Annotated in this window: 17 protein-coding genes and 1 pseudogene (1 of these 18 running past the window's edge); 7 read left to right on the top strand and 11 right to left on the bottom strand. The window is 60.6% G+C overall.

All coding sequences use genetic code 11. The features are described 5' to 3' along the window. On the bottom strand, positions 1 to 3,298 hold the 5' portion of the coding sequence (locus tag F2S13_RS28190; RefSeq protein ID WP_425500256.1) for an Ig-like domain-containing protein. Its footprint begins 53 nt before the window's first position; the window shows 3,298 of its 3,351 coding nt (coding positions 1-3,298); it begins with the start codon at positions 3,296 to 3,298; the stop codon falls past the left edge of the window. A 334-nt stretch (positions 3,299 to 3,632) separates the two neighbouring features. Continuing rightward, on the bottom strand, positions 3,633 to 5,771 hold the full coding sequence (locus F2S13_RS28195; RefSeq protein WP_166367184.1) for a cytochrome-c peroxidase: 2,139 nt from the start codon (positions 5,769 to 5,771) through the stop codon (positions 3,633 to 3,635). A gap of 648 nt (positions 5,772 to 6,419) precedes the next feature. On the opposite strand from F2S13_RS28195, the gene F2S13_RS28200 reads away from it, so the two are divergent. Next, positions 6,420 to 6,923, top strand: coding sequence for a cytochrome b (locus tag F2S13_RS28200; RefSeq protein WP_166367156.1), 504 nt, complete (start codon positions 6,420 to 6,422; stop codon positions 6,921 to 6,923). Positions 6,924 to 7,026: 103 nt separating this feature from the next. On the opposite strand, the gene F2S13_RS28205 is transcribed toward F2S13_RS28200, so the two are convergent. The 4 genes from F2S13_RS28205 to F2S13_RS28220 form a co-directional block, all read right to left on the bottom strand. After that, on the bottom strand, positions 7,027 to 8,592 hold the full coding sequence (locus tag F2S13_RS28205) for an amino acid permease (RefSeq protein WP_166367158.1): 1,566 nt from the start codon (positions 8,590 to 8,592) through the stop codon (positions 7,027 to 7,029). 70 nt (positions 8,593 to 8,662) lie between these two features. After that, positions 8,663 to 9,823, bottom strand: a complete 1,161-nt coding sequence (locus F2S13_RS28210) for an iron-containing alcohol dehydrogenase (protein ID WP_166367160.1) — start codon at positions 9,821 to 9,823, stop codon at positions 8,663 to 8,665. A 3-nt stretch (positions 9,824 to 9,826) separates the two neighbouring features. After that, positions 9,827 to 11,218 (bottom strand): aldehyde dehydrogenase family protein, encoded by a 1,392-nt coding sequence (locus F2S13_RS28215; protein ID WP_166367162.1) that lies wholly within the window; start codon positions 11,216 to 11,218, stop codon positions 9,827 to 9,829. Between the two features lie 7 nt (positions 11,219 to 11,225). Beyond that, complete coding sequence (locus F2S13_RS28220) at positions 11,226 to 12,599, bottom strand: glutamine synthetase family protein (RefSeq protein ID WP_166367164.1); 1,374 nt, start codon at positions 12,597 to 12,599, stop codon at positions 11,226 to 11,228. A 229-nt stretch (positions 12,600 to 12,828) separates the two neighbouring features. Between F2S13_RS28220 and F2S13_RS28225 the strand changes: the two genes are divergently transcribed. Together F2S13_RS28225 and F2S13_RS28230 are read left to right on the top strand one after the other, a co-directional pair. Then, entirely contained in the window at positions 12,829 to 13,278 is a 450-nt protein-coding gene (locus tag F2S13_RS28225) for an antitoxin Xre/MbcA/ParS toxin-binding domain-containing protein (RefSeq protein WP_166367166.1), read from the top strand. Next, complete coding sequence (locus F2S13_RS28230; RefSeq protein ID WP_166367167.1) at positions 13,275 to 13,721, top strand: RES family NAD+ phosphorylase; 447 nt, start codon at positions 13,275 to 13,277, stop codon at positions 13,719 to 13,721. Before F2S13_RS28225 ends, F2S13_RS28230 begins: the two co-directional genes overlap by 4 nt. Before the next feature lie 164 nt (positions 13,722 to 13,885). Here the strand turns inward: F2S13_RS28230 and F2S13_RS28235 are convergent. Both F2S13_RS28235 and F2S13_RS28240 read right to left on the bottom strand, forming a co-directional pair. Then, positions 13,886 to 14,534 (bottom strand): annotated as a pseudogene (locus F2S13_RS28235) (MFS transporter); the annotation flags it as partial. Positions 14,535 to 14,958: 424 nt separating this feature from the next. Continuing rightward, a complete protein-coding gene (locus tag F2S13_RS28240) occupies positions 14,959 to 15,294 on the bottom strand; it encodes a hypothetical protein (protein ID WP_166367168.1) in 336 nt (111 codons plus the stop codon). A gap of 566 nt (positions 15,295 to 15,860) precedes the next feature. On the opposite strand from F2S13_RS28240, the gene F2S13_RS28245 reads away from it, so the two are divergent. From F2S13_RS28245 to F2S13_RS28260, 4 genes are all read left to right on the top strand, one after another. Further along, complete coding sequence (locus F2S13_RS28245) at positions 15,861 to 16,376, top strand: hypothetical protein (protein ID WP_218584126.1); 516 nt, start codon at positions 15,861 to 15,863, stop codon at positions 16,374 to 16,376. A 1-nt stretch (position 16,377) separates the two neighbouring features. Then, positions 16,378 to 17,052: an ABC transporter ATP-binding protein gene (locus tag F2S13_RS28250; protein ID WP_166367169.1), complete on the top strand. Its 675-nt coding sequence runs from the start codon at positions 16,378 to 16,380 to the stop codon at positions 17,050 to 17,052. Next, on the top strand, positions 17,033 to 17,710 hold the full coding sequence (locus F2S13_RS28255) for an ABC transporter ATP-binding protein (RefSeq protein ID WP_166367170.1): 678 nt from the start codon (positions 17,033 to 17,035) through the stop codon (positions 17,708 to 17,710). The genes F2S13_RS28250 and F2S13_RS28255 overlap by 20 nt, the downstream gene beginning before the upstream one ends. A 128-nt stretch (positions 17,711 to 17,838) precedes the next feature. Continuing rightward, on the top strand, positions 17,839 to 20,364 hold the full coding sequence (locus F2S13_RS28260; protein WP_218584127.1) for an ABC transporter permease: 2,526 nt from the start codon (positions 17,839 to 17,841) through the stop codon (positions 20,362 to 20,364). 47 nt (positions 20,365 to 20,411) lie between these two features. On the opposite strand, the gene F2S13_RS28265 is transcribed toward F2S13_RS28260, so the two are convergent. The 3 genes from F2S13_RS28265 to F2S13_RS28275 all read right to left on the bottom strand — a co-directional run bounded on the left by F2S13_RS28265 (position 20,412) and on the right by F2S13_RS28275 (position 23,660). Further along, on the bottom strand, positions 20,412 to 21,299 hold the full coding sequence (locus F2S13_RS28265; protein WP_166367172.1) for a glycosyltransferase: 888 nt from the start codon (positions 21,297 to 21,299) through the stop codon (positions 20,412 to 20,414). A 323-nt stretch (positions 21,300 to 21,622) separates the two neighbouring features. Beyond that, a complete protein-coding gene (locus F2S13_RS28270) occupies positions 21,623 to 22,990 on the bottom strand; it encodes a sensor histidine kinase (protein ID WP_178119057.1) in 1,368 nt (455 codons plus the stop codon). After that, the gene (locus F2S13_RS28275; protein WP_166367173.1) at positions 22,968 to 23,660 is read right to left on the bottom strand and encodes a response regulator transcription factor; all 693 of its coding nucleotides are present in this window, start codon (positions 23,658 to 23,660) and stop codon (positions 22,968 to 22,970) included. Before F2S13_RS28275 ends, F2S13_RS28270 begins: the two co-directional genes overlap by 23 nt. Positions 23,661 to 23,662: the final 2 nt, after the last annotated feature.

Here is a 23,662-nt window from a genome sequence, read left to right on the forward strand (position 1 = left end):
TGACGGTGGGGGGCGACGCCGGGCCGTTGCCGATGGTTGTCACCGACAAGGTCCAGCGCCCACCAGTGGCTGTGGGCGTGAGGGTAGCGGTGCCCAGGGCAAGCGGCCCGCCGGTGGTTGCTGCCGTGACGCTGATGCTGTTGCCGGTGGCTTTCGACGTCGTACCGGCGAGGTCCCAGGTATAGCGGTTGTTGCTGCGCAGCTTGACGCTGGCACTGGTCACCCTCAGGTCTTCGCCGACGGCGGCGCCCGCCTGGACCGAAACGGTCACGGTGGCGTCTTTTTCCGAAACAGCGTCCTTGGCATCCCTGGCCCGGTAGGTGAATGTCGCCGTGAACGGCGCGGCGACCACCGCCGGTGGTGTGTAGGTGACCCGGACACCATCGGTGCTGACACTGCCCTTGCCCGAGTCCGGCTGGCTCAGGTCGGAGACGCTGAGCGGCAGGTCGCCGTCGGGGTCGGTGTCGTTGGCCAGCACGTTGATGATGACGGGCACACCAGCCTGGGCACTGGCGCTGTCGGGGTTGGCGATCGGTTTCTTGTTGGCGCCCTGATGGTTGTCGTTGCCGTCACCGGTACGGAAGGTCGGCAGGCCCACGGAAGGCGCGTACTCCACGCCATCCCAGCCCGGCAGCGGCGCTGGCATCAACTGGAACTGCCCGGGGTGTTCCACATCCCAGCGCAGCAACATGGAAGTGTCCTCGTGCTGGGTGTTGTGGCAGTGCTCCATGTAGGTCCCGGCGAACTCGCGGAAATGCAGCGCCACCTCGAGATTCGTGGAACTGTCGACGCCTTCACCAATACGGTAAACATCCTTGCGCGCCCATTTTTCCCATTCCGGCGGTTCCTTGCCGTTGCGGTTGAGGACAATACCCTCTTCAAAATGCACGTGCACCGGGTGGCTCCAGCCGTTGCCTCCGTTTTCGATCTTCCAGACTTCGAGTGTGCCATCGCCGCTGAAACCGGCCGGGGTAGGGCCCTCGGCCAGTTGCGGCGCGGCGCTGATACGGCGTGGGTCCATGCCGAAGGCCAAGCCACCGTCGGTCTTGATGGTCCAGGGCGCCAGGTCCGTGCCTTCTGAACGGCCGAAGGTAAAGGTGCGGTGTCGTGCCACGGCGAGTTTGGCCTGGTCAGCCGGATTGTCGCGGTCGATGGTCAGCGGGATCATCTTCTTCCCGGCCGGCTTGCCCGGCTTGGCCGGCTCGAAGTCGGCCGGGTTCATGCTCACGTCCTGGCCGGCATAGGGCTGGACCAGCAGCTGCATGAACTTGCCGACTACCGGATCGCCCCGGTCCCATTCGGGCCCCTTGCTGGTTTGCTTGAGCACGGCCTTGTATTTCTCGGACAGTACATCGGCCAGGTCGATCTCTTTTTTCTCCGGGCCCTTACCGGTCTTGTGTTCCAGCAGGTTGACGAAATACAGCTTGTCGCCCGCCTTGATGCCGTTCTTGGCGAAATTGACAATGATGTCGAAACGCTCGGCAACGCCCTGGACCGGCAAGATTGCGTTGTGGTCCTGCACGTCACCGTCGCCGTCCAGGTCCATGCTGCCATCGAAGGGCACGGCATGCTCCATGATGTTGCCGTCGTTGGCGATCAGATGGAAGGGCACCCTGGCGTACGACAAGCCGGAACCCTTGGGCCCCGGAAACTCACCACTATCGCCCTTGATCTCGCGCACCACGGCGAGCTTGTAGAAGCGCGACACCGAACCATTGAGGATACGGAAGCGATAACTGCGCGCCCGTACTTTCAGGAAGGGCATGTACTGCCAGTTGACCATCATCACATCACCGAGAAAACCGTCGGTGTTGAAGGGGTTGAACCACAATTGGCCGTTCTGGTCCCACGCCTTGTCGAAGACGATCATGTTGACATCGTAGTCGCGGTTGCCCCAGGGCAGGGCCGAGCCGCTAGGAAAACGCAGGTTGTAGCCGTCATTGACCGCCTCATTGCCGCGATCGACGACGCTGTAGTAGTTCATCATCGCGGCATTGCCCTTGTAGACGTTCTGCGCGGTGAAATCCATCATGTGGTCGTGGAACCAGTGGGTACTCATGGTTTCACGCCAGTCGCCGCGAATATTGATGCGGCCGTTCTGACAGGTCTTCACGCCAGGGGAAGCATCGTTGACGAACAGGGTTTCACCGGGCGAGCAGGGGAAGCCCGCGCGTGGGTCCGTGGCCGTGGTGTTGATGGTGTCATAGCCGGCCAACTGCAGGGGCCAACGGTAGTCGTAATACTGGCCGGGGAAGAAGAAGGCGTTGGCAAACCCGTCGCTCTCGGCCGGGGAGTGACCATTGTGTTCGTGGGTAGTGATGGTGTGCAGGCCAAAGCCGGCGTTGGCCGACGGGTCGATGGGCAGGCCATCGTAGTGGCGCATCAGCGTCGTCTGGCCGTAGCGAACCATGAGCAATTTAGGCGGAAAGGTGCCGTCAAAAGCCCAGAAGTTCTTGTGGTTTTGAATCGGAAACCTGGGATGAAACTGCACGGGTATGGTCTTGGTCGTACCGGCTGTGGCGGGCTGGTCGGAGGTTTGATAGTAGAGCCCGCCCGGCGCAAATTCACCGTTGGCATAATTGTGCAACTGGCGCCTGTCACGCAGGCCCGAATTGGTCCGCGCGCCTGCTTGCGCGGTCTTGAAGTCAACCTGGGGGAAAAACTCGTTCCAGCGTTGATGCGACCAGCCTTTTCCTGGTGGCCGTCCCTCGGCCGGCGAGCCGACCGGGTAGCGGTTGAGAAAGGCTTCGATCTGCGCCTTCCAGGGGTTGCGGCCCAGCACGTTGGAAAACTGCGACGGAAACGGGGTCAACCCGGGTTGGCGCAGAAAGTCATCCAGTGCCGTACTCGACGGACCACTGCGGGCGACGCTGTTGGGGTCCTGCTCAGGCGCCGGCCCCAATGTGGGCACAGGGAATGTCAGGGTTTGCGGCGGCGTGTTCGGGTCGAGCTTCTCGGTGCCGAACTCTTCGAACAGCAGCAATTGCTGGGTAAAGGGCAAGGCCCCGAACAGAGGGCTTGGCTTGCCGTTGGTGGGGTAATTGAACGACGTCTGCAGATTCGGTGGCAGGACGTTATCAGCCCGCGGGGTGGTCCGGTCACCGAACACACCGTTAGGCAAGGCAAGTGCGCCCTGGTTGGCCGGTGTGGCGTTGTCCAGGGCCTTGGCCGCTTTAATGGGATCAGCTGGCTGATCGGTAAAGGCCGAGGGATCGGTCGGCGGTGGTGGACCGAAATCATCCAGCGGCGCGGCATTGAGCTGGGCAAGGCTGGCCGTGACAAGCAGAGCGGATGCCATGCCCGAGCGGGACAGGCGTTTGCGCGTTTTTTTTCCTGCAGTGTTTCCTTTCATTGTCGTCACCCCATTTCGCCTTGATGGCACTTTGCTTTTGCGAGGGCAAGGAGCAAATGTCGGGCCATGGACAGGGGGAGGAAGATGAAACCTTGGAAACATTTGGTTTCAACAACTTTTGTCAAAGATATGTGAAAGTTGCGGATCCATGACAGTGGGGAAAGTCCCCAAATACGGGGGGGCCAACCCTGTGTAGGAGCGGGCAGCGTTGATCGTGCCAATGAAAAATGGCCCAACCGGATCGAGATCCGGTTGGGCCATTGGCCTGGTGTACGACTTTTCAGAGGTCGTTATAGAACGGCCGCAGTGGGCCCTCGCTGGCAGATCGGCCTTCGGCACCGATGGCCCTGAGCGAGATCTGGGCGTCCTGTGCCCGTGGCGTGGTCACCTTGAGGTCCAGGGGCCTCGCGGTCACGGTGTTTTCGTCACCAGTGTGGCCATCCGGGATGACCAGCGACGGATGATCGAACGGCGCACGTTCCCAGGCCACACGCGGATCGGTCAGGCCGACTTCCATGAACTTGACCAGTGCATCCTCTTCTTCGGGGGTCAGGTTCAAAGGCGACATGTCCGCGTCGAGGTTGGTGGCGTTGTGCTGGTTGACGCTCGAATGATCGAAGCCACTGGTGTTGTTGGCGTCCTGGCCACGGCGGTCGCCGCCACGGTTGTAGAACTCCATGACCTGCTTGAGCGTCGCCCGACTGCCGTTGTGGAAGTACGGGCCGGTGAGGGCGATGTTACGCAGCGTCGGGGTCTTGAAGGCACCGTCGACCGCATCGCGAAAGCCGACTTCGGGCTTGAGCGTTGGGTCACAGGGGACGCCGGCGTTCAAGGGGACTTCGAAGGTGCAGACATCGACGTCAACCGGATCCGGCACAGTGCCGCCCTTGAGAACGGTGTTGTACTCACGGGTAAACGACAGCGGGTTACCCCAGGGGTCCGTACCGCCGACGGCCAGGTCTTCGAAGGTCGGACGCACGCCGGTGTTGTAGAAGCCGTTGTCGTAAAGCCGGGTCAGGTTGTCGGCCATCAGCATGCGTTCGACTTTCTCCCGGGGCTCCAGGCGCAGCCGTGTCGCGGCGTTGGTCAGTTCGGGCCCTGCGTGGCAGGCGATGCACTTGCCCTTGCCGGTGAACAGATTCAGGCCCTGGATCTGCTGGGCGTTCAAGGCCTGGGTGTTGCCTTGCAGGTAATCGTCGAGCGGCGTCTGGTCCGAGACCAGGGTGGATTCGTACATCTGGATCGCCAGGCCGAAGAACAATGGGAAGTTGGCCTCCATCTGGGTATACGACGCCCCGCCCAGGGACACCGGCTGATTCGCGCTCCACAAGCGTGGCTGGAAGGCAGCCTTGATCAGCTCGCGATAAGTGGGCCGGCGCGGGCCGGACACAGATGCAAGCACCGAGTCGGTGGGGGCGACCCGCTGATGGCTGAGCATCAGGGTGTCGAGCATGCGCCGGCCGATGTCGGCAAAGGTACGGCCACCGCAGGACATTTCCACCGGGCTGCCGGGTGGACCCACGGCCTGGGAAGCGGCAGAGGCATCGTTAAGTGCCAGGCGCACCTTGGTTGCCGTATTGGGGCGGTCGCTGTTGACGACGAAGATGCCGGCATCGGGGTCGCGGTTACCGAACGGCGAGAAGCCGTTGAAGACGTTATTGGCGCGGCCGTCCCAGAAGTTGCGCACGTTGAACGCGGCATTGATCACCGACGGCGCGTTGCGCCCCGTGCTGCGACGGACATTGATGCCGCCTACCTGGAACACACCGTCAGGCTGTTGGGTGCACTTGTCGAAGCGCGATTGCTTGGGCTTGACGAAGTTGGCGTCGAACACGCCCTGGGAGCCGACCACATCGTCTGTCGAGTAGAGGATCGGCGAGTTGCGGTCCAGGGGGTCGGCCAGCACATGGGTTGGGAAATCGGTTTTCTTGAGGGTGTAGTTGGGGCCACCCTTGCCGCCGGAAAGCGTCGCGTAGGAGGGTACGTCACCTGGTATTCCCGACGCCACGAACGGCTTGTTGAAGATGTTGCCGACGTTGGGGTCGGTGGTGGCCTGGCCGGGGTTGATCTGGTTGGTTTTGCGATGGTCGACCCCGGCATGGAAGTGACAGGTCGCGCAGGCGGTATTGCCATCGCTGCCGATGTCCACGTCCCAGAACAGGGCCTTGCCCAGGCGGATCGCCGCGTCGCGATTGACTACGTAGTCGGTCATCAGATCGACCTTGCGTCCACCTTCGGTCCCCGAAGGATCCGGCGGCAGGAGACCGCGCAACGATTGCAGGGTCGGGATGTCCAGGGCAGGGTTCTCAATGACCGGCTCCGGAGGCTCTGGTGGTTCTGGCGGCTCGACAGCGGCCCCGGTAGCGGCGAAAGCGTTATCGAGGGGCAGACTGACTGCAATCAGCCCGCCCGCAATCATGCAGGCCAGGCTGATCGTTTGAAGTGTGCTCAAGGGTTTCATCATGATGACACGCTCGATTCAATGTTGGGTTGCCGGGGTCGGGCTGTCCTTTCCTTTGCAATAAAAATGCCGGGCCATGCACTCGGCTAATTACGCACATTGTTGCTTCGACGCTAAACAGGCGGCTGTTGTTGATTCAATCTGGTGGCTGGCAACTGGAGGGTGCCTGGGTGCAACTCTAGCTGCAGGTAAATATTTTGGTAGTCCATTTTTTCAAATTTATTGTTCCGGCGAAAAATTGATTAGTTCAGCTGTGCGTTTGGCGCAAGTGAGTACGAAATGGCTGGGGAAGTTTCCCCGCAAACCCACGATTGCGGTGTGGTTTCCCCAGTTTTGGGGATCGTTTCGCGGTGCTATTGAGACTCTTTCAGGCTTGCTTGTGAGCTGCAACCCATTGTTGCCTGGGGATTTACATGCCTGTGACATATTTTGTTACACGGTTGGCAGGGTAATTGCTGAATCACCGGAGAAGGCGTGTGAGCCAAAGGAGGTAAAGGCAGCTGAAAGTGCCCCACACAGAGATCGCGAGTTTGCATGATGAAGTACCTCTGCCAATCCCATAGAGGTGTTCAACTCAGCCTCTATAAATAATGTGGGGAAACTTCCATGAATCACAGTAAATACTCCAGTGCGCAGATTGCACTGCACTGGTTATCGGCCTTTATTATTCTCTGGTCATTGATTGCCGGCTCTTGCGTAGCCCTGTTCAATGTGTCCGAAGGCGCCAGATTGACGTTCACGGCATTGAATATATCTTTGACCACATTGTTCATTCCCTTCTTCGTGGTCCGCGTGTGTTTGCGCGTCAATCATCTATGCAAATACAAGTTCGGAGCGGGTGAGTGGCTGCCGACCTTTGTGCACAACCTAATCTACCTGGTGACCGCAATCGTGCTGGTCACCGGTGTGCTGATGATGAATCGCCCCATTGTCGTGTTCGGCTGGTCGGCCACGCACCAGCTGATCACCAACCCGCACCTGTTGCGCGGCTTCCATGCCGCTCATCAACAGAGCACGGCGATGCTGGGGTTTCTGGTGGTGCTGCATGTGCTGGCGGTGGTCAAGCATGAGATGGGGGGTAATCGGATTTTGAAGCGGATGAGTTTCTAGGAGCTGCAACCGTACCACTTCTCGTTCCCACGCTCTGCGTGGGAACGAGAAACTCTCTCCAAAGAAAGGGGCGCTGAGCGCCCCGTTTTTTTGACCGTGGTGATCAGCCTCCGGCGCGCTTGTTCAACGCCTCCTCAGCCGCTGCGATCTCCGCCTGACGCTTGACGATCATGTCGCCCACCGGCGGCCCCTGGAAGCGCCGGGCCTCGAAGGCGAACCAGACGACGGCCGTGAGGATCAGGAAGCCAATGGTGATGTACAGCGCCCAATCATTCGGCGGCTGGATGCCGATCACGAAGATCACCACCATCGAGATGACCGAGAGAATGGCGAACAGCGAATACAAGCCGCGGCCCATGTTCCAGGGGCCCATGGTCGGCCACTTCGCGGTGCCGTAGGTGAACAGGCCCAGGACGATGGGAATGATGAAGGAGAAGAACAGGAAGATCACCGTGCACGACACCACGATGGTATAGACCGGTGTTTCACCGACCGATATGACGGACGACCCCCAGTCGAACAACACCGCGAGTGTGGCACCGGTCCAGATCGCCGCGACCGGGCTGCGGTAGGTGGGGGAAACCGAAGCCAGTGCCTTGGAGCAGGGCAGGCCGCCGTCACGGGAGAACGCGAAGATCATGCGCGAGACCGAGGTCACGGTCGCCAGCCCGCAGAGAAACTGCGAGATGAAAATCGCCAGGTACAGCGCCACTTTGACGTTGGGGTTCACCTGGGTATCCATGGCCCAGAAGAACACGTTCCAGCCATGGGTCGCTGCCTCGTCCATGCTCGGCAGCATCAGCACGAACGAGCTGAGCATCAACCAGCCGAACAGCAACGACCAGACCACCGACATGACCATGCCACGGGGCACCGACAGCGCCGCCTGGCGGGTTTCCTCTGAGGTGTGGGCGGAGGCGTCGTAGCCGGTGATGGTGTAGATCGGCAGCAGCAGGCCGAGCATGAATATCCAGCCGTTGGACACCTGCGGCCAGACGTTGCCACCGGCCTCGCCCGAGTAGTTGCCGAAGGTCACCAGGCGGGAGAACTCATAGCTCGGCGCCGCGATCAGGCAGACGATGGTCAGCGCGATCGCCGTGGCGAAGATCAGGTAGCCGGAAAAGTCCGTGAGTTTGGCGGTCAGGCCGATGCCGAGGTGGTTACACAAGGCCTGGATGCCGGTGAGGATCGCCAGGAAGATCACCCGCACAGTGGTCGTATCTTCCATGCCCAGGGCCGGCCCGAAGGCGCCGAAAAAGAAGTAGTAGGTGCCGACGTTGATTGCCCCGAGCACCGTCACCAGCCCCAGCAGGTTGAACCAGGCCGTCAGCCAGCCGGTGAAGCGGTTACCGAGAATCGAGCCCCAGTGATAGAGACCGCCCGCGGTCGGGTAGGCTGAGGAAATCTGCGCCATGGCCAGGGCGAAAACACCGGAAATCAGGCAACCGATCGGCCAGCCGATGCCGATCGACGCACCGCCCGCGCCCGAGGTGCCCTGTGCCAGTGAGTTGATGCCACCGGAAAGGATGCAGATGATCGAAAAGGAAATGGCGAAGTTGGAGAACACGCCCATTCGTCGCGACAACTGCTGGGCATATCCCATGCTGTGCAACAACTTGACGTCATCGTCGTGCGGCGCACCGGCGCCGGGTTGGCTTACTGGACTCATGATGGATGCCCCTTGGTGGGTTTTTATGCACGCATGTCCCTGTCGTGCATGGCGCAATGGGCTGACTGCTCTACATCCGGCCCTGGTAAGCCGCTGCGAAAATCTTCGCAGCGCCGTCCCGTGTCAATGGCAGCGGGTTGCCGCCGGCACTGGGGTCGACAATCGCCATGTCGGCGATCAGGTCGGCCTGCCGATCATCGACCCCGAGCTCCACGAGCGTATGGGGCACGCCGATGTCCTTGCGCAGCTTGAGGACAAAGGCCAGGAAACTGTCGAAGCCAGGCGAAGGCAGGCGCAGATAAGCCGCCAGACGCGTGATGCGCTCCTCGATGGCCGAGCGATTGAACTGCAGCACATAGGGCATCAGGGTGGCGTTGGTCATGCCGTGGTGGGTGTCATACAGGGCGCCGATCGGGTGGGCGAGGGCATGCATACCGCCCAGGCCCTTCTGGAATGCGGTGGCACCCATGGCAGCGGCGGCCAGCATCTGTGCGCGCGCCTCAAGGTCAGAGGGTGTGAGCACCGCCCGTACCAGGGCGTTGGCCACCAGGCGCATGCCTTCCACCGCGATGCCATCGGCCAGGGGATGAAAGCCGGGCGCGCAGTAGGCTTCCAGGCAATGGGAAAACGCATCCATGCCCGTGCCGGCCGTGACTTTTGCCGGCATGCCGATGCTGAGGGCAGGGTCGCTGATCACCACCCTCGGCATCATTTTCGGATGGAAGATGATGCGTTTGGTATGGGTGCGCTCGTCGATGATCACGGCCGCACGCCCCACCTCCGATCCGGTGCCCGCGGTGGTCGGCACCGCAATGACCGGGGCGATGCGGCTTTCGTCGGCGCGCGTCCAGTAGTCGCCGATGTCTTCGAAATCCCAGACCGGTCGGGTCTGGCCGCTCATGAAAGCGATGAGCTTGCCCATGTCCAGGCCGCTGCCGCCCCCGAAGGCAACCACGCCGTCGTGTTTGCCTGCGCGCCAGGCGTCGAGGCCACCGGCCAGGTTGGCTTCGACCGGGTTGGGCTTGAGGTCGGAAAACATCGCCACGCCCAGGCCTGCGTCGCGCAATGCGTCCACGGCCGCCTTGGTGATAGGGGTGCGCGCCAGGCCACTGTCAGTCACCAGCAGCGGTCGTTCGATCCCCTGGCTACGGCAGACATCGGCCAGTTCTGCAATGCGGCCGACACCGAAACGAATACTCGTGGGGTAGTTCCAGTTTCCAGTCAGGCTCATGGTCTAGATCTCGTGGCGCAGATGGAAGGACTTGGCGCGGGTCAGTTGCTCATAGCCAATGGGCGACAGGGTGACGCCGCGCCCGCTGTTTTTGACCCCGGTCCAGGCCAGGGCCGGGTCGAGGTAATCGCAGCGGTTCATGAACACGGTGCCGGTGGCGATCTCGTCGCCCAGGCGTTCGGCCGCGGCCAGGTCCTGGGTCCAGATCGAGGCGCTGAGGCCGAACGCGCTGTCGTTCATCAGGGTGATGGCTTCTTCGTCGCCGCTGACCGGCATGATGCCCACCACCGGGCCGAAGCTTTCCTCACGCATTACCGCCATGCTGTGGTTGACGTCAACCAGCACCTGTGGCGCCAGGTAGGCGCTGCCAGGTCCGTTGGCGGCAAACGCCTTGGTATCGATCAAGGCCCGGGCGCCGTGCACCATGGCATCGGCGATCTGCCCGCGGACGAACTCGGCGGCGTCCGGCGAGACCAGCGGGCCGAGGGTGGTGGCTTCTTCCAAGGGGTTGCCCAGCACGTACTGGCGGGTCAGGTCGACAAAGCGCTCGACAAAGGCCGGGTAGATTTTCCTGTCCACGTAGATGCGCTCGATGGCGCAGCAACTTTGTCCGGAGTTGAAGAAGCTGCCGTCCACCAGGTTTTCCACCGCATGCTCAAGGTTGGCGTCGGCCCGCACATAGCCCGGATCCTTGCCGCCCAGTTCCAGGCCAATGCCGAGGAAACGTCCCATGGCGGCCGCCTCCATGACTGTGCCGGCCTGGACGGAACCGGTGAAATTGACCTGCTGCACACGCCCTGAAGTGATAATGGCGGCAGTCTGGCGATGATCGAGCAGCAGGTTGTGGAACAGCCCGGCGGGCAGGTTGGCCCGGCGCATCGCCTCGGCAAAACGCTCGCCCACCAGCAGGGTTTGCGAAGCGTGCTTGAGGATGACGCTGTTGCCTGCCATCAGCGCCGGAATGATCGAATTCACGGCCGTCAGGTAGGGATAGTTCCACGGCGCGACCACCAGCACCGTGCCCACCGGCTCGCGCTTGATCTGGCGATGAAAGCCGGCGATCGGTTCAGGTTCCAGTGGTGCAAGGGCTTGCGGCGCAATGGCGATCATGTGCCGGGCGCGCTCTTCGAATCCGCGCAGTTCGCCGGCACCATAACGTACCGGCCGGCCCATCTGCCAGGCCAGTTCCGGCACGATCTCGGCCTTCATCGCCAGCATGGCGTCGACCACGGCGCTGCAATAAGCGGCCCGTTCACTCAGTGGCCGGCGTTTCCATTGGGCCTGGGCGCTGGCGGCGGCCGTGAGCGCCTGCTCGATCTGCTTGAAATCGGCGTAGGGGCGTTCTGCGTAGACCCGGCCATCGACCGGTGAAATCAGTTTGATGTTCGCTGTCATAGAATCCTCAATAGCGTTCGAAGCCGCGCCGCAGCTCCCAGTCGGTGATCCGCCGGTCGTATTCCTTCTGCTCCCATTCGGCGGTGTGCACGTAGTGATCGATCACTTCATCGCCGAACGCCTCGCGCAGCATGGTCGAGCCCCGCAGTGCGACACAGGCATCGCGCAGGGTCTTGGACACTTCCGGCAAGTGCTCGTCGAGGTAGGCATCGCCTTCGAAGGGCGCCGCGAGGCTGAGCTTCTCGTCGATGCCGGCCAGGCCTGCGGCGATCAAGGCGGCAAAGGCCAGGTAGGGGTTGAGGTCAGCGCCGCCGATGCGGCATTCGATGCGAATGGCCTTGCTGCCTTCTGCGCACAAGCGAAAACCCGCGGTGCGATTGTCCCGGCTCCACACTGCCCGCGTCGGCGCGAAGGTACCGGCCTGAAAGCGCTTGTACGAATTGATGTAGGGGGCAAGAAAACAGGTGATGTCGTTGGCGTACTTGAGCTGCCCGGCCACCCACGATTGCATCAGTTTTGACATGCCATAAAGGGCCTTGGGGTCGTAGAACAACGGCTTCTTGCCGTTCTTGTCCCACAACGAGTTGTGGATGTGGCTGCTGGAGCCGGCATAGTCGTAGCGCCACTTGGCCATGAAGGTGATCGCTTTGCCCTGCAGCTGCGCGATCTCCTTGCTGGCGTGCTTGATGATGACGTGGTGGTCGGCCATGGTCAGGGCATCGGCATAACGGATATTGATCTCTTCCTGGCCTGGCCCCCATTCGCCCTTGGAGTTTTCCACAGGAATGCCCGAGGCCTGCAGATGCTTGCGAATGGCGCGCAGTACAGGCTCCTCGCGGGTGGTCTGGAGGATGTTGTAATCCTCGATGTAATGGCCGGCGGTCTTGGGGTTGGCGTAGTTACGCTCGTGTATGGCCTCGTAGCTTTCGTCGAACAGATAGAACTCCAGCTCCGAGGCGAACATGCCGGTGTAGCCGCGCTCGCGCAGACGCTCGATCTGTTTCTTCAGGATCGCCCGGGGGCTGTGCGGCAGGTCGCGGCGGTGGTGGTGATCGAGTACATCGCAGAGCACCAGCGCCGTGCATTCGAGCCAGGGCACGCGGCGCAGCGTGGCCATGTCGGGCTTGAGCACGAAGTCGCCATAACCTTTGCTCCAACTGGCAGCGGCATAACCGGGCACCGGCTCCATGTCGATGTCGTCGGCCAGCAGGTAGTTGCAGCAGTGGGTTTCTTCATGGCCGCTGTCGATGAAAAACTCGACCTGGAAGCGCTTGCCGACCAGGCGACCCTGCATATCGACCATGCAGGCCAGCACAGTATCGATCTCGCCGGCAGCAGCGGCACGCTTGAGTTCTTCGAAGCTGAGAAGGGGCTCGCTCATCACGTCAATCCTGCGTGAATGGTTCGGGTCTGTCTGAATGTGCGAGCGCTCTTCAGAAAACGCGAACCGCCTGGCAGAGCGACAACCTGGCACCGATTGGCAAAGCTTAGACCAGTTGGGCGTAATGTTATGCCAATGCGTTTGAACAATTCGAACAGCCCAGGCTTTGATTTATACGGCAAATGCCTGATACTTGTCGGCAAATGCCGAATTCAATTGGAGGTGCCCAATGCTGGCCGAAGTGATGCGCGAACCCGTCTATGGGGCGTACCGGGCCCGGCTGGAGGCCCTTCTTGAAATTCCCGCCGACGCAACCCCTCTTGAGATCCACGAGATCATCCAGATCGGTTTTGCGGCTGATCGTCTGATGCAGCTTTGCGAGCAAGGCGAGGTCACGCCGCTGGACCGTGACCAGATCATTCCGCTCAAGACCCTCAAGACGCGCATCGCCAAGGAACAAAAACTGACGGTCGACGAGAGCGACCGGCTGTTTCGCGCCGGCCACATCATTGCCATGGCCGAATCCCTGTTCGGCAATGATGAGAAGGCCAGGCGCTGGCTATCCAAACCCAAGGACCGGTTCTCGGGCAGAAGTCCGATGGCCATGCTGTCGACCATCGAGGGCACCCGGCAGGTCGAGGAAATGCTGATCCAGTTGGCAGAAGGATTCGCCTTTTGATCTTTTGGCGCATCAGCGCCTTTGCAGACTTGACGGGGCGAGGCGGGGTGCTGGCCGGTGGACGTTGGCACAGTGCAGGTCGGCCGGTGGTGTACCTGGCCGGTACGCCAGCCGGTGCCATGCTGGAAATCCTGGTCCATCTTGAGGTGGATCAGGAGGACTTCCCGGAGACCTTGCAACTGCTGCGAGTCGAAGTTCCCGACAGCGCCAGCATGGCGCCCGCGCCTCGGCTCAAGCCTGACTGGGAAGCCGAACCGCTCTACACCAAAGGCGTTGGCGATACCTTCCTCAAGGGGGCGTCGGCCCTCCTCATGCCAGTACCCAGCGCGATCATGCCGCACACCTTGAACTACCTGTTCAACCCCATGCACATTGACTCCACCCAAGCGGTGTTGACGGGCGAAGTGTTCAAGCTGGACGGGCGTCTGCTCAAGAAGAAGTAGCTGAGCGATGGCATCACCGCGGTAGTCCAGACATTGTGGGAGCGGGCTTGCCCGCGATGCTGACAACGCAGTTTTGCAGGAAAACCGCGGTGATGCCATCGCTGGCAAGTCGAGACGTCGCACCGCAGCTCCCACAGAGTTCGAGTGACGAACAATTCAATGCCTCAATGCGCATCCGCCGAAGGCGCCGCAGGCGGTGCGATCTTGCGCATCAACGGCACCATCGCCGTGGCGATGATGAAGCAGACCATGATCGCCAGAAACGTATCGGAGTAGGTCAGCGTCTGTGCCTCGCGAAAGGTCAACAGCCAGAGCTGGTGCAAGGCGCCCGAGACCTCGTTTCAGGCGCGCCGGCGCCAGGGAGCCCAGGGTGAGCGTGACCGTAGGCGGTACCGCAAATTGCTGGGCAATGCCGCGCAGGGCCTGGGGCAACAGCAGTTGAGCTGCGCCCCAGTCATGGGTGATCGGCGAGAAGTCCCACATGGATATTGCGAAGGGGGCGAGCCCCGTCATCATCAGCCAGCGCAGGTCGACCCGGTTGGCCAGGTAGGCGTAGAAGGGGATCGCCGCCAGCTGGAACACCCCGGTCGAGAAAATCGCCAGGCCGATATCCAGGGCGCTGAAGCCGCGCACGCGACCGAGAAACAAGGGTGTCAGGTAAATGGTTGCAAAGAGCCCGATGCCGGTCACGAAAGAGAAAAAGCAGCCCAGGGCAAAATTGCGGTCTTTAAGGGCGCGCAGATCGACAATGGGGTTCGCAGAGGCCAGGCTGCGCCAGATGAACGCGACGCCTGCCAGCCCCGACACCCAAGCCTCTGATTGGTCATTTTTTAGGCAGTGGCGCCTGGGCTGGAGGAATTGGAACCGATGCTGAGCCCGGTGCACCTGAATCAATGAAAATCATTTCATTCGGGCTTTAATCTGGCGAGTGAACGGAGCGCGTAAGATCACTACAGGACCCGCATTGTGCGGTTTCCAGCCCGAGGGACGGAAAAGTGACCAGGCATTTCATCAAGGCTGTTTTGATGGTTGGCACACTGTTTCTGAGCGCCTGCTCCGGGGTGACAACAAGCGCTTGTTTTTCAGATGTTTGCAGTCAATTCGACACAAATCACTCGAAGTTGAACCTTGGCGGGGCGACACTGGGCAGCAGTTTCAATGAATACAGCTCGGGACTACTGCACGAATAGAAAGTGTCCAGAACACCGTGATGATAGCCGTGGCTGACAGGGTCCGGTCAGATGCATGCATGTGCCGCGCGTTCGAGACTGGAAGGCCCGAAGGACGATGCCAGCAGTGCGCGCTCATACAGAAAGACCTTCCCACCGGCCGGTGCCTTGTAGGCCTCGAGCACATCGTCGGCAGCGACCTTGCTCGACACGACGATTTTGTAATGCCCCTGGGTTTCCGACATCGTCGCGCCCGCTGCGTCTTTCAGTAGTAGAGGCAAAACGCACTGTGCGTAGGCCTCGGGTGCTTTTTTCGTTTCCAGCACGAGCGTTGGGGTGTTCGGGGTGGACATACAACCCGCCAAGAGCAATGACGTGAACACGGAGACAAGTACGAGGCGCATCTGCGGAATCCTGATGGTTTGACTGGGGGGCGATTTTACGCGAAGCAGTCGGGATTCAGGCGTTGCCAGATATGGTTTTGAGGAATGGTCGGTATCAATGTTTTCGATCTGCGGTGTACTTCACACAATCCTCCTCCTCATTCCCACGCTCTGTGCCGAATTCGGTAGATCGACGCTGGAGCGTCTGGAACTGCATTCCCACGCAGAGCGTCGGAACGAGGATCTGGACAAAGGTTTGCTGTGGTCATCCTGCATTCGGCCGAGGTCGCCAAGGCATTGCTCGATGCATTGTTCGATAGTGCTCAGTTACATCAGGCAGACCGCGGTGCGTTATGGCAGTTCGGAAAAAATTTTCTCCAAGGTTGTTCGATCTTCGTGCGCCGTATGTAACACCTTGTCGGGATGGTCATCGCATAAAGGTCTGTCGATTGCAAAGTCACCTATTCTGAACAACAGGTGACACTCGTTGTTACCTGCCCGTCAGGTTACGCGTTGAGGCCCGCATGAACGGCAGCATTCAACCCTTCCCACGAATGATCCTGGTTCAGTGTGTATTTGTTCTCCTGATGGCTGGCTTACTCCTGGCTTCCGGTGTTCCTGCCGCCCAGCAGGAAAAAAATCCACCGGGCGATATTCCTGATTCCCAGGTCTTTATCGACTACACATCACCGCTCGGGGTTGTGCTCAAGGTGCCTGAAGGGTGGGCGCGAACCGAGCGAAATGACGGAGTACGTTTTGCCGACAAGTACAATACTGTCGACCTGAGCGTTACATCCTTGGCTGCCGCGCCCAGCGAGGCGTCGGTAAAGGCAGTCGAATTGCCGGCCCTGGTCGAGGCGGGGCAGAACGTCGAATCGGGCAAGGTGGATCGCGTTACGCTCAAGGGTGGGGTGGCCATCCACATCCGCTACAAGGCCGATTCGGATGCAAACCCCGTGACCCACCGTCAATTGCGCCTGGAGCACGAACGTTTCCTGTTTTATCAGGAGGGCCGCCAGGCCGCACTCGACCTGTCAGCGCCAGTGGGCGCCGACAATGCCGACCAATGGCGGTTGATGGCCAATTCGTTTCGCTGGAACTGAGATGTTGCCTCTCTCGGCTGATGGGCTCTACCGTTTCTACCATGACGGCGACATCGAGACGGCGGCCCTCAAAGGCGTGAGCCTGGAGTTGGCAGCAGGCGAATTCGTTGCGGTGATGGGGCCTTCCGGAAGTGGCAAGTCCACCTTGCTGGCTTGTCTGGCCGGTCTGGACGACCCCGATGGCGGCGTCGTCGAAGTGATGGGGCAACGCATCTCGAGGCGCACCGAGCGTGAGCGTGCGAACTTGCGAGCGCGGCACATCGGCATCCTGATGCAGTCAGGCAATCTCTTCGATCACCTCACCCTGGCGTGCAACCTGAGCTTGCAATTGAAGCTGGCAGGCCTGCACGAACGATCCGGGATCGACGACCTGCTACAAACGCTGGGGCTTACCCAGCGCCTGCAGGCCCGCCCATCACAACTTTCCGGTGGCGAACTGGCACGCGCCGGGCTGGCGCTTGCACTCTGTACTCGGCCGGCACTGCTGCTGGCCGATGAACCGACCGCCGAAGTGGATTCCCTGACCGAAGCGAACATCCTCGACTGTCTCAAAGTCCGTTGCCGCGAGCATTGCGCGATTCTGATCGCGACCCATAGTCATGCACTTGCCAGCCAGGCCGACCGTCTGCTGACGCTCGATGATGGACGTCTGGTCAATGACCCTGCCTCTCATTGAGGCGGCCGGCCTCGGGCGTTGCTACCGGCAAGCCGGGGAGTCCGTAATGGCATTGGCTTCGGCGACGCTGCGCATATGGCCCGGCCAGCGGATAGCACTGGTTGGGCGTTCCGGCAGTGGAAAATCCACACTGCTTCATCTGCTCGCAGGGCTTGATCAGCCCACTGCCGGGACCATTGCCTGGCCAGCCCTGGGCCCGGTCGAGTCACTCTTGCCGGGCAAGATTGCCCTGGTATTCCAGGCTCCGAGCCTGCTGGATTCGCTTAGCGTTGCCGAGAACGTTGCCTTGCCGCTGTTGATGGCCGCACAGGAGCGCGACAGCAGTGCCCGCGTAGCGTACGCGCTCGGTATTTTCGGCTTGCTTGCGCTGGCCGACAAGTTCCCACAGTCTCTTTCTGGCGGGCAGATGCAGTGCGTTGCCATGGCCCGAGCCATTGTTGGAGAACCGAAGCTGATCCTCGCCGACGAGCCCACCGGGCAGCTCGCTCAGTCTGGTGCCCAGGCCCTGCTGGACGCATTGTTCAGGCACCTGTCCGGTAGCGATTGTGCCTTGCTGATTGCCACGCACGACCCAGTCGTTGCCACGAGGATGGAGATCCACTGGCAAATCGAACAAGGTCTGCTCCGCAACAGCGAACAGCTTGCAGGCTCGCGATGATCTGGCTCTGGCTCGGCGGTCTGATCCGCGCGCGCAGGGGACGACTCGCTGGCAGCATGGCTGGCGTCGCGCTCACGGTGGCGCTTTTGACACTTCTGGGTGCATTCCTGAGCCAAAGCGGAGCCAACATGACCGCCCGTGCGGTAAAGGAAATTCCGGTGGACTGGCAAGTGCAACTGGTACCCGGGGAGGGGCTTGCGGGCATCTCTGATGCAATCTCCAGAACCGCGCGCGTCAGCCGGCAGCAAGCTATCGGGTATGCCAGCGTAGAGGGGTTCGAGGCACAGACCGGCACAACGGTACAAACCACCGGTGCCGGTATGGCAATAGGGCTGGGAGCCGACTATGCAATGGATTTTCCAGGCCAGTTGCGTTTGTTGGTCGGCACTGACGACGGTGTACTCATCGCCCAGCAAACCGCCGCCAACCTACACGTCGGACCCGGTGATCGGGTGACTGTTAACAGGCCCGGGCTGACAGCCACCAATGTGAGGATTTCCGGGGTTGTGGACATGCCCGCTGCCGATACTCTGTTCCAGGCCATCGGCGTACCGCCCGGTGCCGCGCCCCAGGCACCGCCGGATAATGTGCTGGTGTTGCCATTGCTGGTCTGGCATTCGCTGTTTGATCCACAGGCGCAAGTCAGACCGGACTCGGTCCGCTTGCAATTGCATATGGCACTCGACCATAGCCAACTGCCGGATTCCCCGGAAGCAGCGTTGATCTTCAGTGAGAATGCGGCCCGCAATCTGGAAGCCCGGATTGCCGGCCGCGGGATACTGGCCAACAACCTGGCGGTAAGACTCGACGCAGTGCGTGGTGATGCTCTCTATGCGCGTGTCCTGTTTCTGTTCCTGGGCGTACCGGGGTGTTTGTTGGCGATGTTCCTCACTCTTGCCCTGGCCGCCTCCGGAGGCGAGCGGCGCAGGCACGAACAGACCCTGCTGCGCATACGCGGTGCCGTGGCAGCCGACATACTCCGGCTTGCCGTTGCCGAGGCCGCCATGATCGGGCTCGGCGGTCTTTTCCTGGGGGTGGCATTGGCCGCTTTTGGGGCACGCCTACTGTTGACCGGTGGGTTGTTTCAGACAGCCAGTATTGCCTGGCTTGGCATAGCCGGCCTGAGCGGGCTGCTGTTGGCGCAGGTGGCCATCCTGTTGCCCGCTTGGCACGACCTGCGTCAGGTGACCGTAAGGCAGGCGCGGATGAGCAGCGGTCCAGGACCTCAGGGGACCTGGCAACGCATCAGGCTCGACTTCATTTTCCTGGCACTGGCGGCGGTAGTCCTGTGGCGCACCTCGAGCAGCGGCTATCAATTGGTGCTGGCCCCCGAGGGCGTGCCGACGGCCCAGGTCGATTACTCGGCTTTTCTGGCGCCTTTGCTGTTTTGGTTGGGTATGGGGTTGCTGCTGTTGCGGTTATGCACGTCTGCCCTGAAAAATGGCCGACGGCCGCTGGCAAAACTGTTGCGGGCTCTGGCCGGACCATTGGCAGATCTGGTGGCGGCATCCATCAGCCAACAGCGTCGACGTGTGACACAAGGCATTGCCTTGACGGCATTGGGCTTTGCCTTTGCAACCTCGACGGCAATCTTCAATACCACCTATAACGCCCAGGCACGGGTCGACGCCGAATTGACCAACGGAGCCGACGTCACCGTCACCGGTACCGCACAGAACCCTGCATCCAGTCACCTGCACGCACTTGAGCAGTTGCCTGGCGTGAAGGCCGCCCAGGGCATGCAGCATCGCTATGCCTATGTTGGCAACGACCTGCAGGATCTCTACGGCATCGATCCCCGGCATCTGGGTGAGGCAACGCGAATCGTTGATGCTTACTTCCAGGGTGCGACTGCCGAGGCGTCATTGGACCTGCTGGCGAAAACGCCGGACGGTGTGCTGGTTTCGGAAGAGACGGCGCAGGATTTCCAGCTGCAACTCGGCGATGAACTTTACCTGCGCATACAGCACGCTGCCGACCATCAGTATCACAGCGTGCGCTTCCACTTCATTGGAGTAGTACGAGAGTTCCCGACCGCGCCCCACGATTCATTTCTGGTAGCGAATGCGACGTATGTGGGCCAGCAGTCAGGCGCGCAGGAGGCTGAAATCGTGCTGCTGCGCAGCGATACCGCGGATCTCTCGGCGCTGGCCAAGGCGGTTCGGCAATTGGTCGCCGACCTGCCGGGCAGCAAGGTCAGCGACCTCAGCGAGGCACGCCGCTTGATCGCCTCTGGCCTCACGGCCATCGACCTGCGCGGGCTTGCGCAGCTGGAACTGAGTTTTGCGATGCTCATGGTCACGGCCGCCACCGGGTTGATGCTGTCACTGGGGCTGGCCGAGAGGCGCCGTACCTTTGCCATCCTCTCGGCATTGGGCGCCAGGCCTCGTCAGCTCGGCGCATTTATCTGGAGCGAGGCGTTGCTACAGTTCGTGGCGGGTACAACCCTGGGAACACTCACCGGGCTTGGATTGGCCTGGATGCTGGTAAAACTGCTGACTGGCGTGTTCGATCCGCCGCCGCAGAGCCTGGCGATACCGTGGGGCTATCTGGCGGGGCTGATTTTCCTGGCGTTTGTATCCATTGTCAGCGCCGTACTGACAGCTCTGCGCGAAACGCGTGTCCCGGCCGTGCAACGCATGCGTGAACTTTAACAAAGCCATGACCGGGTGCGTTTCCATCGAGCCCACTACTTTCAGCTTTACTCAACGCTGCGTGCACGGGATTTCGCCAACATCGCAGTATCAAGCGGCAGGTCTTGTTCAAGGGCTGTGATATGGCCCTCACTTTCAAAGGCGTTAGACTTTATTGGCTTTACCTGGGTCAGTTGATAGTACATTTTGACCCTTCGATGGCTGGCCGAATATCCACCCATCGCTGAAACCGTTCCACTTTGAATATGATCCAGATACCTGAAGATCTTGCGTGGCGATATTAACTTGATCGGGTAGTTCAAGGCCGTCATTCGATCTTGCAGTGCATAACCCGGGTTATCCCCGTCCATTTGAAAGTGCAAGCCGTGTTTCTTGATAAGGCGTGCATTCCACAAGGTACAAAAGCTCTTCAAATGAACTTCCTTGTAGGGTTTCGGCGCCCTTGCGTTGAAGCCCAGCGCCAGCAGGCTACGCCGCGTGTAGTGCTTGAAAAAACGCGAAGCCAGGCGCCAGGTGGAACGGGCAACCCCCCGATCGAGCTGCTCCAGGCAGCCGACTGCGGCGACTTCACGTGGCCCGTCACACTGGTCGAGCATCATGCGAAAGACGCTGGCGTCGTGAATGAACGTATCGGTGTGCAACAGGAAGACATATTCGGTTTCTACCTGTTCGAGGGCAAGGTCCAGCGCTCGCCCATGGGCGATATTACCTGCCTCGGGGAGGGCGCTTTTACGTTCGATGAGGTTGATCCATTTCAATGTACGCAGGTATTCGATGCTCGCGTCGCCTGAATTGTTGTCCACGATAAAAACAGGAACGCCTGTGCCTATCAAACCCTCGTACAACAGATCCAGGCAGGTCTTGGTCAATGCGTGTGATTTATAGTTGACCAAGACAATACTGTAGTTTGCCTGGGTCGGAAGTTGACGCATCATGATCTATAGAGCCTCAATTGTCGTCCGGGCTTATGGAATACTCCGCTGCCCGAGACGCTTGCCGCTGTTTCCGCGCCGAGTCCTGTTGCCACACGGCAAACAGGTACTCGATTGATTTGCGGTTGCGGACATTGCCTCACTGAATCCCATGACACTGAAAGCGCATAGCCACCCAGCCTTGGTCTGAGGCTTGTTGCCAGTTCGGGCGCTCGTTATGGCGGCTGGCATAAGCTTCAGGCTTGGGCTCATTCTGAAGCGGGGCACCTTTCAGCCTGTTCCCCGGTAGTTAAATTATTTGACAGGTTGATCAGCGGCGCGTGGACTCAAGCGCGTTGCGCGTTACCAATCAGATCCACGCGGCATCCTGGCTGCGCATCGTCGACCTTGAGCGTCATGTCATGCAGCCGAGCGACGGCTGACACCATGCTCAAGCCCAGGCCATTACCCGGTGTGTTGCGGCTGGACTCGGAGCGGTAGAGTCGTCGAAACACGGCTTCACGTTCCGACTCCGGTATGCCCGGGCCGTGGTCGCGGATACTGATGGAGCAGTGGCTGGCGTCGGCCAACACCGTTACCTCGACCTTGCTGTCATCCGGTGAGAACTTGATGGCATTGTCGAGCAGGTTGCACGTGGCATCGAACAGCAATTGCGCGTCCCCCAATACGGTGGCGGCGCTGCTGCAAGGCGTGAATGCCAGGGTCATGCCGCGCTCTTCGGCCAGTGGCTCGAACAGCTCGACAGCGTCAGCACTGATTGTGTTGAGGTCGACGGGGGTGAAGTGGCTGCGCCGGGCACTGCCCTCGATTTCCGAGATGCGCAGCAGGGCGCGGAAGGTCTGCATCAACCCCTTGGCATCTTCAATGGCCGTATCGATGGCGCCCGCATACTCGTTTTCGGTCAAACTACGTCGCTGCGCCCGTTCCAGCCCTGCGATCAAGCGGGTCAGCGGTGTCCGCAAATCATGCGCAATATCATCGCAGACGCCTTTGACTTCGCTCATCAGGCGCTCGAGGGCATCGAGCATGCCGTTGACCACTGTCGCGATACGGTCGATGTCATCGTAGTTGCCCCTTGTCGGCAACCGACCACCAAGATCGCCTTCCACGATTTTTTTAATGGACCGGCTGAGCATGTCCAGACGCCGGCGAGCTGAGTACCCCAGGGCAATGGCCCCTGCGAGTCCAACCAGCAGCAGGAGTAAGCCACCTGAAATCAGGGCATTGATCAGGAGTTCGTCGAACTCGCGAATGTCACGAATATCCTGGGCGGTGACCAATGTCGTGCCATCGTCCAGTGGGTGGACGAGAAATCGCACAGGCCGCTCATGGCCATTGGGCTTGTCCCACATGAACTCTGCAGGTCGATCGTATTTGCGAAAGGCGGGCAGGGCTTGCATCGCGCCGGCGATAGGCCTGTTCTGGGCGTCGAACAAGGTGTTCGGCAGCCTGCCTTCGGTGTCCTGCGCCGTATGCTTGAGCAGTTCCTGGCGGCGTAATTCGGGTTGCAGGGCGTTTTGCCGATCCGCCTCGCGATGCAGCGCAGAGTCCACTTCCGTAATCAGATAACCGGTGGTCTGCCAGTAGATATAGCCGAATAACGCCAGAAACGAGCAACCGAACAATGCCAGGAACATGAGGGCTGTGCGGAAGCTGATGGTGCGCGGGATTTCACTCAGGGGAACGGAGAACATAACCAGCCCCGCGAACAGTGTGGAGCATGGGCGCGTCGCCTTGGCCATCGATCTTGTGGCGCAGGCGGCCAATATGTACGTCGATCACGTTGGTGCGCTCGTCATAGCTGTAGTTCCAGACCGCCTCGAACAGCATGGTGCGCGTTACGACCTGGCCTGCATGTTGCGCCAGATATTCGAGCAAGGCGTACTCGCGCGGCAACAGATCGATTTTTCGCTCGCCTCTGCGCACCGAGCGGCGCAGCAAGTCGATATCCAGATTGCCAACGCGTATGCGACTGTCACGGCTGGCTTCGGCGGTGGGAGAACGTCGTCGGCTCAACGCATCGAGGCGCGCGGTCAACTCGATGAATTCGAAAGGTTTGGTCAGATAATCGTCGCCCCCTGCACGCAAGCCGCGAACCCGCTCGTCCAGGGCACTGAGAGCGCTCAGAATCAGTACCGGCGTGGTGATGCCCGATGCGCGCAGGGCCGTCAGCATGCCGAGACCATCAAGGGCGCCAGGCAGCATGCGGTCCAGCACGATAATGTCGAAAGTATCGCCGACAGCGCTGAGCAAACCGTCACGGCCATTATCGACCAGGGTTACTTCGAAGCCATGGTCGTGAAGGGCGGCTTCGATCTCACGTGAGGTGACAGGATCATCCTCGATAACCAATACATGGGTCATAG

This window comes from Pseudomonas akapageensis (genome assembly GCF_011355085.1).
Lineage (GTDB): Bacteria > Pseudomonadota > Gammaproteobacteria > Pseudomonadales > Pseudomonadaceae > Aquipseudomonas > Aquipseudomonas akapageensis.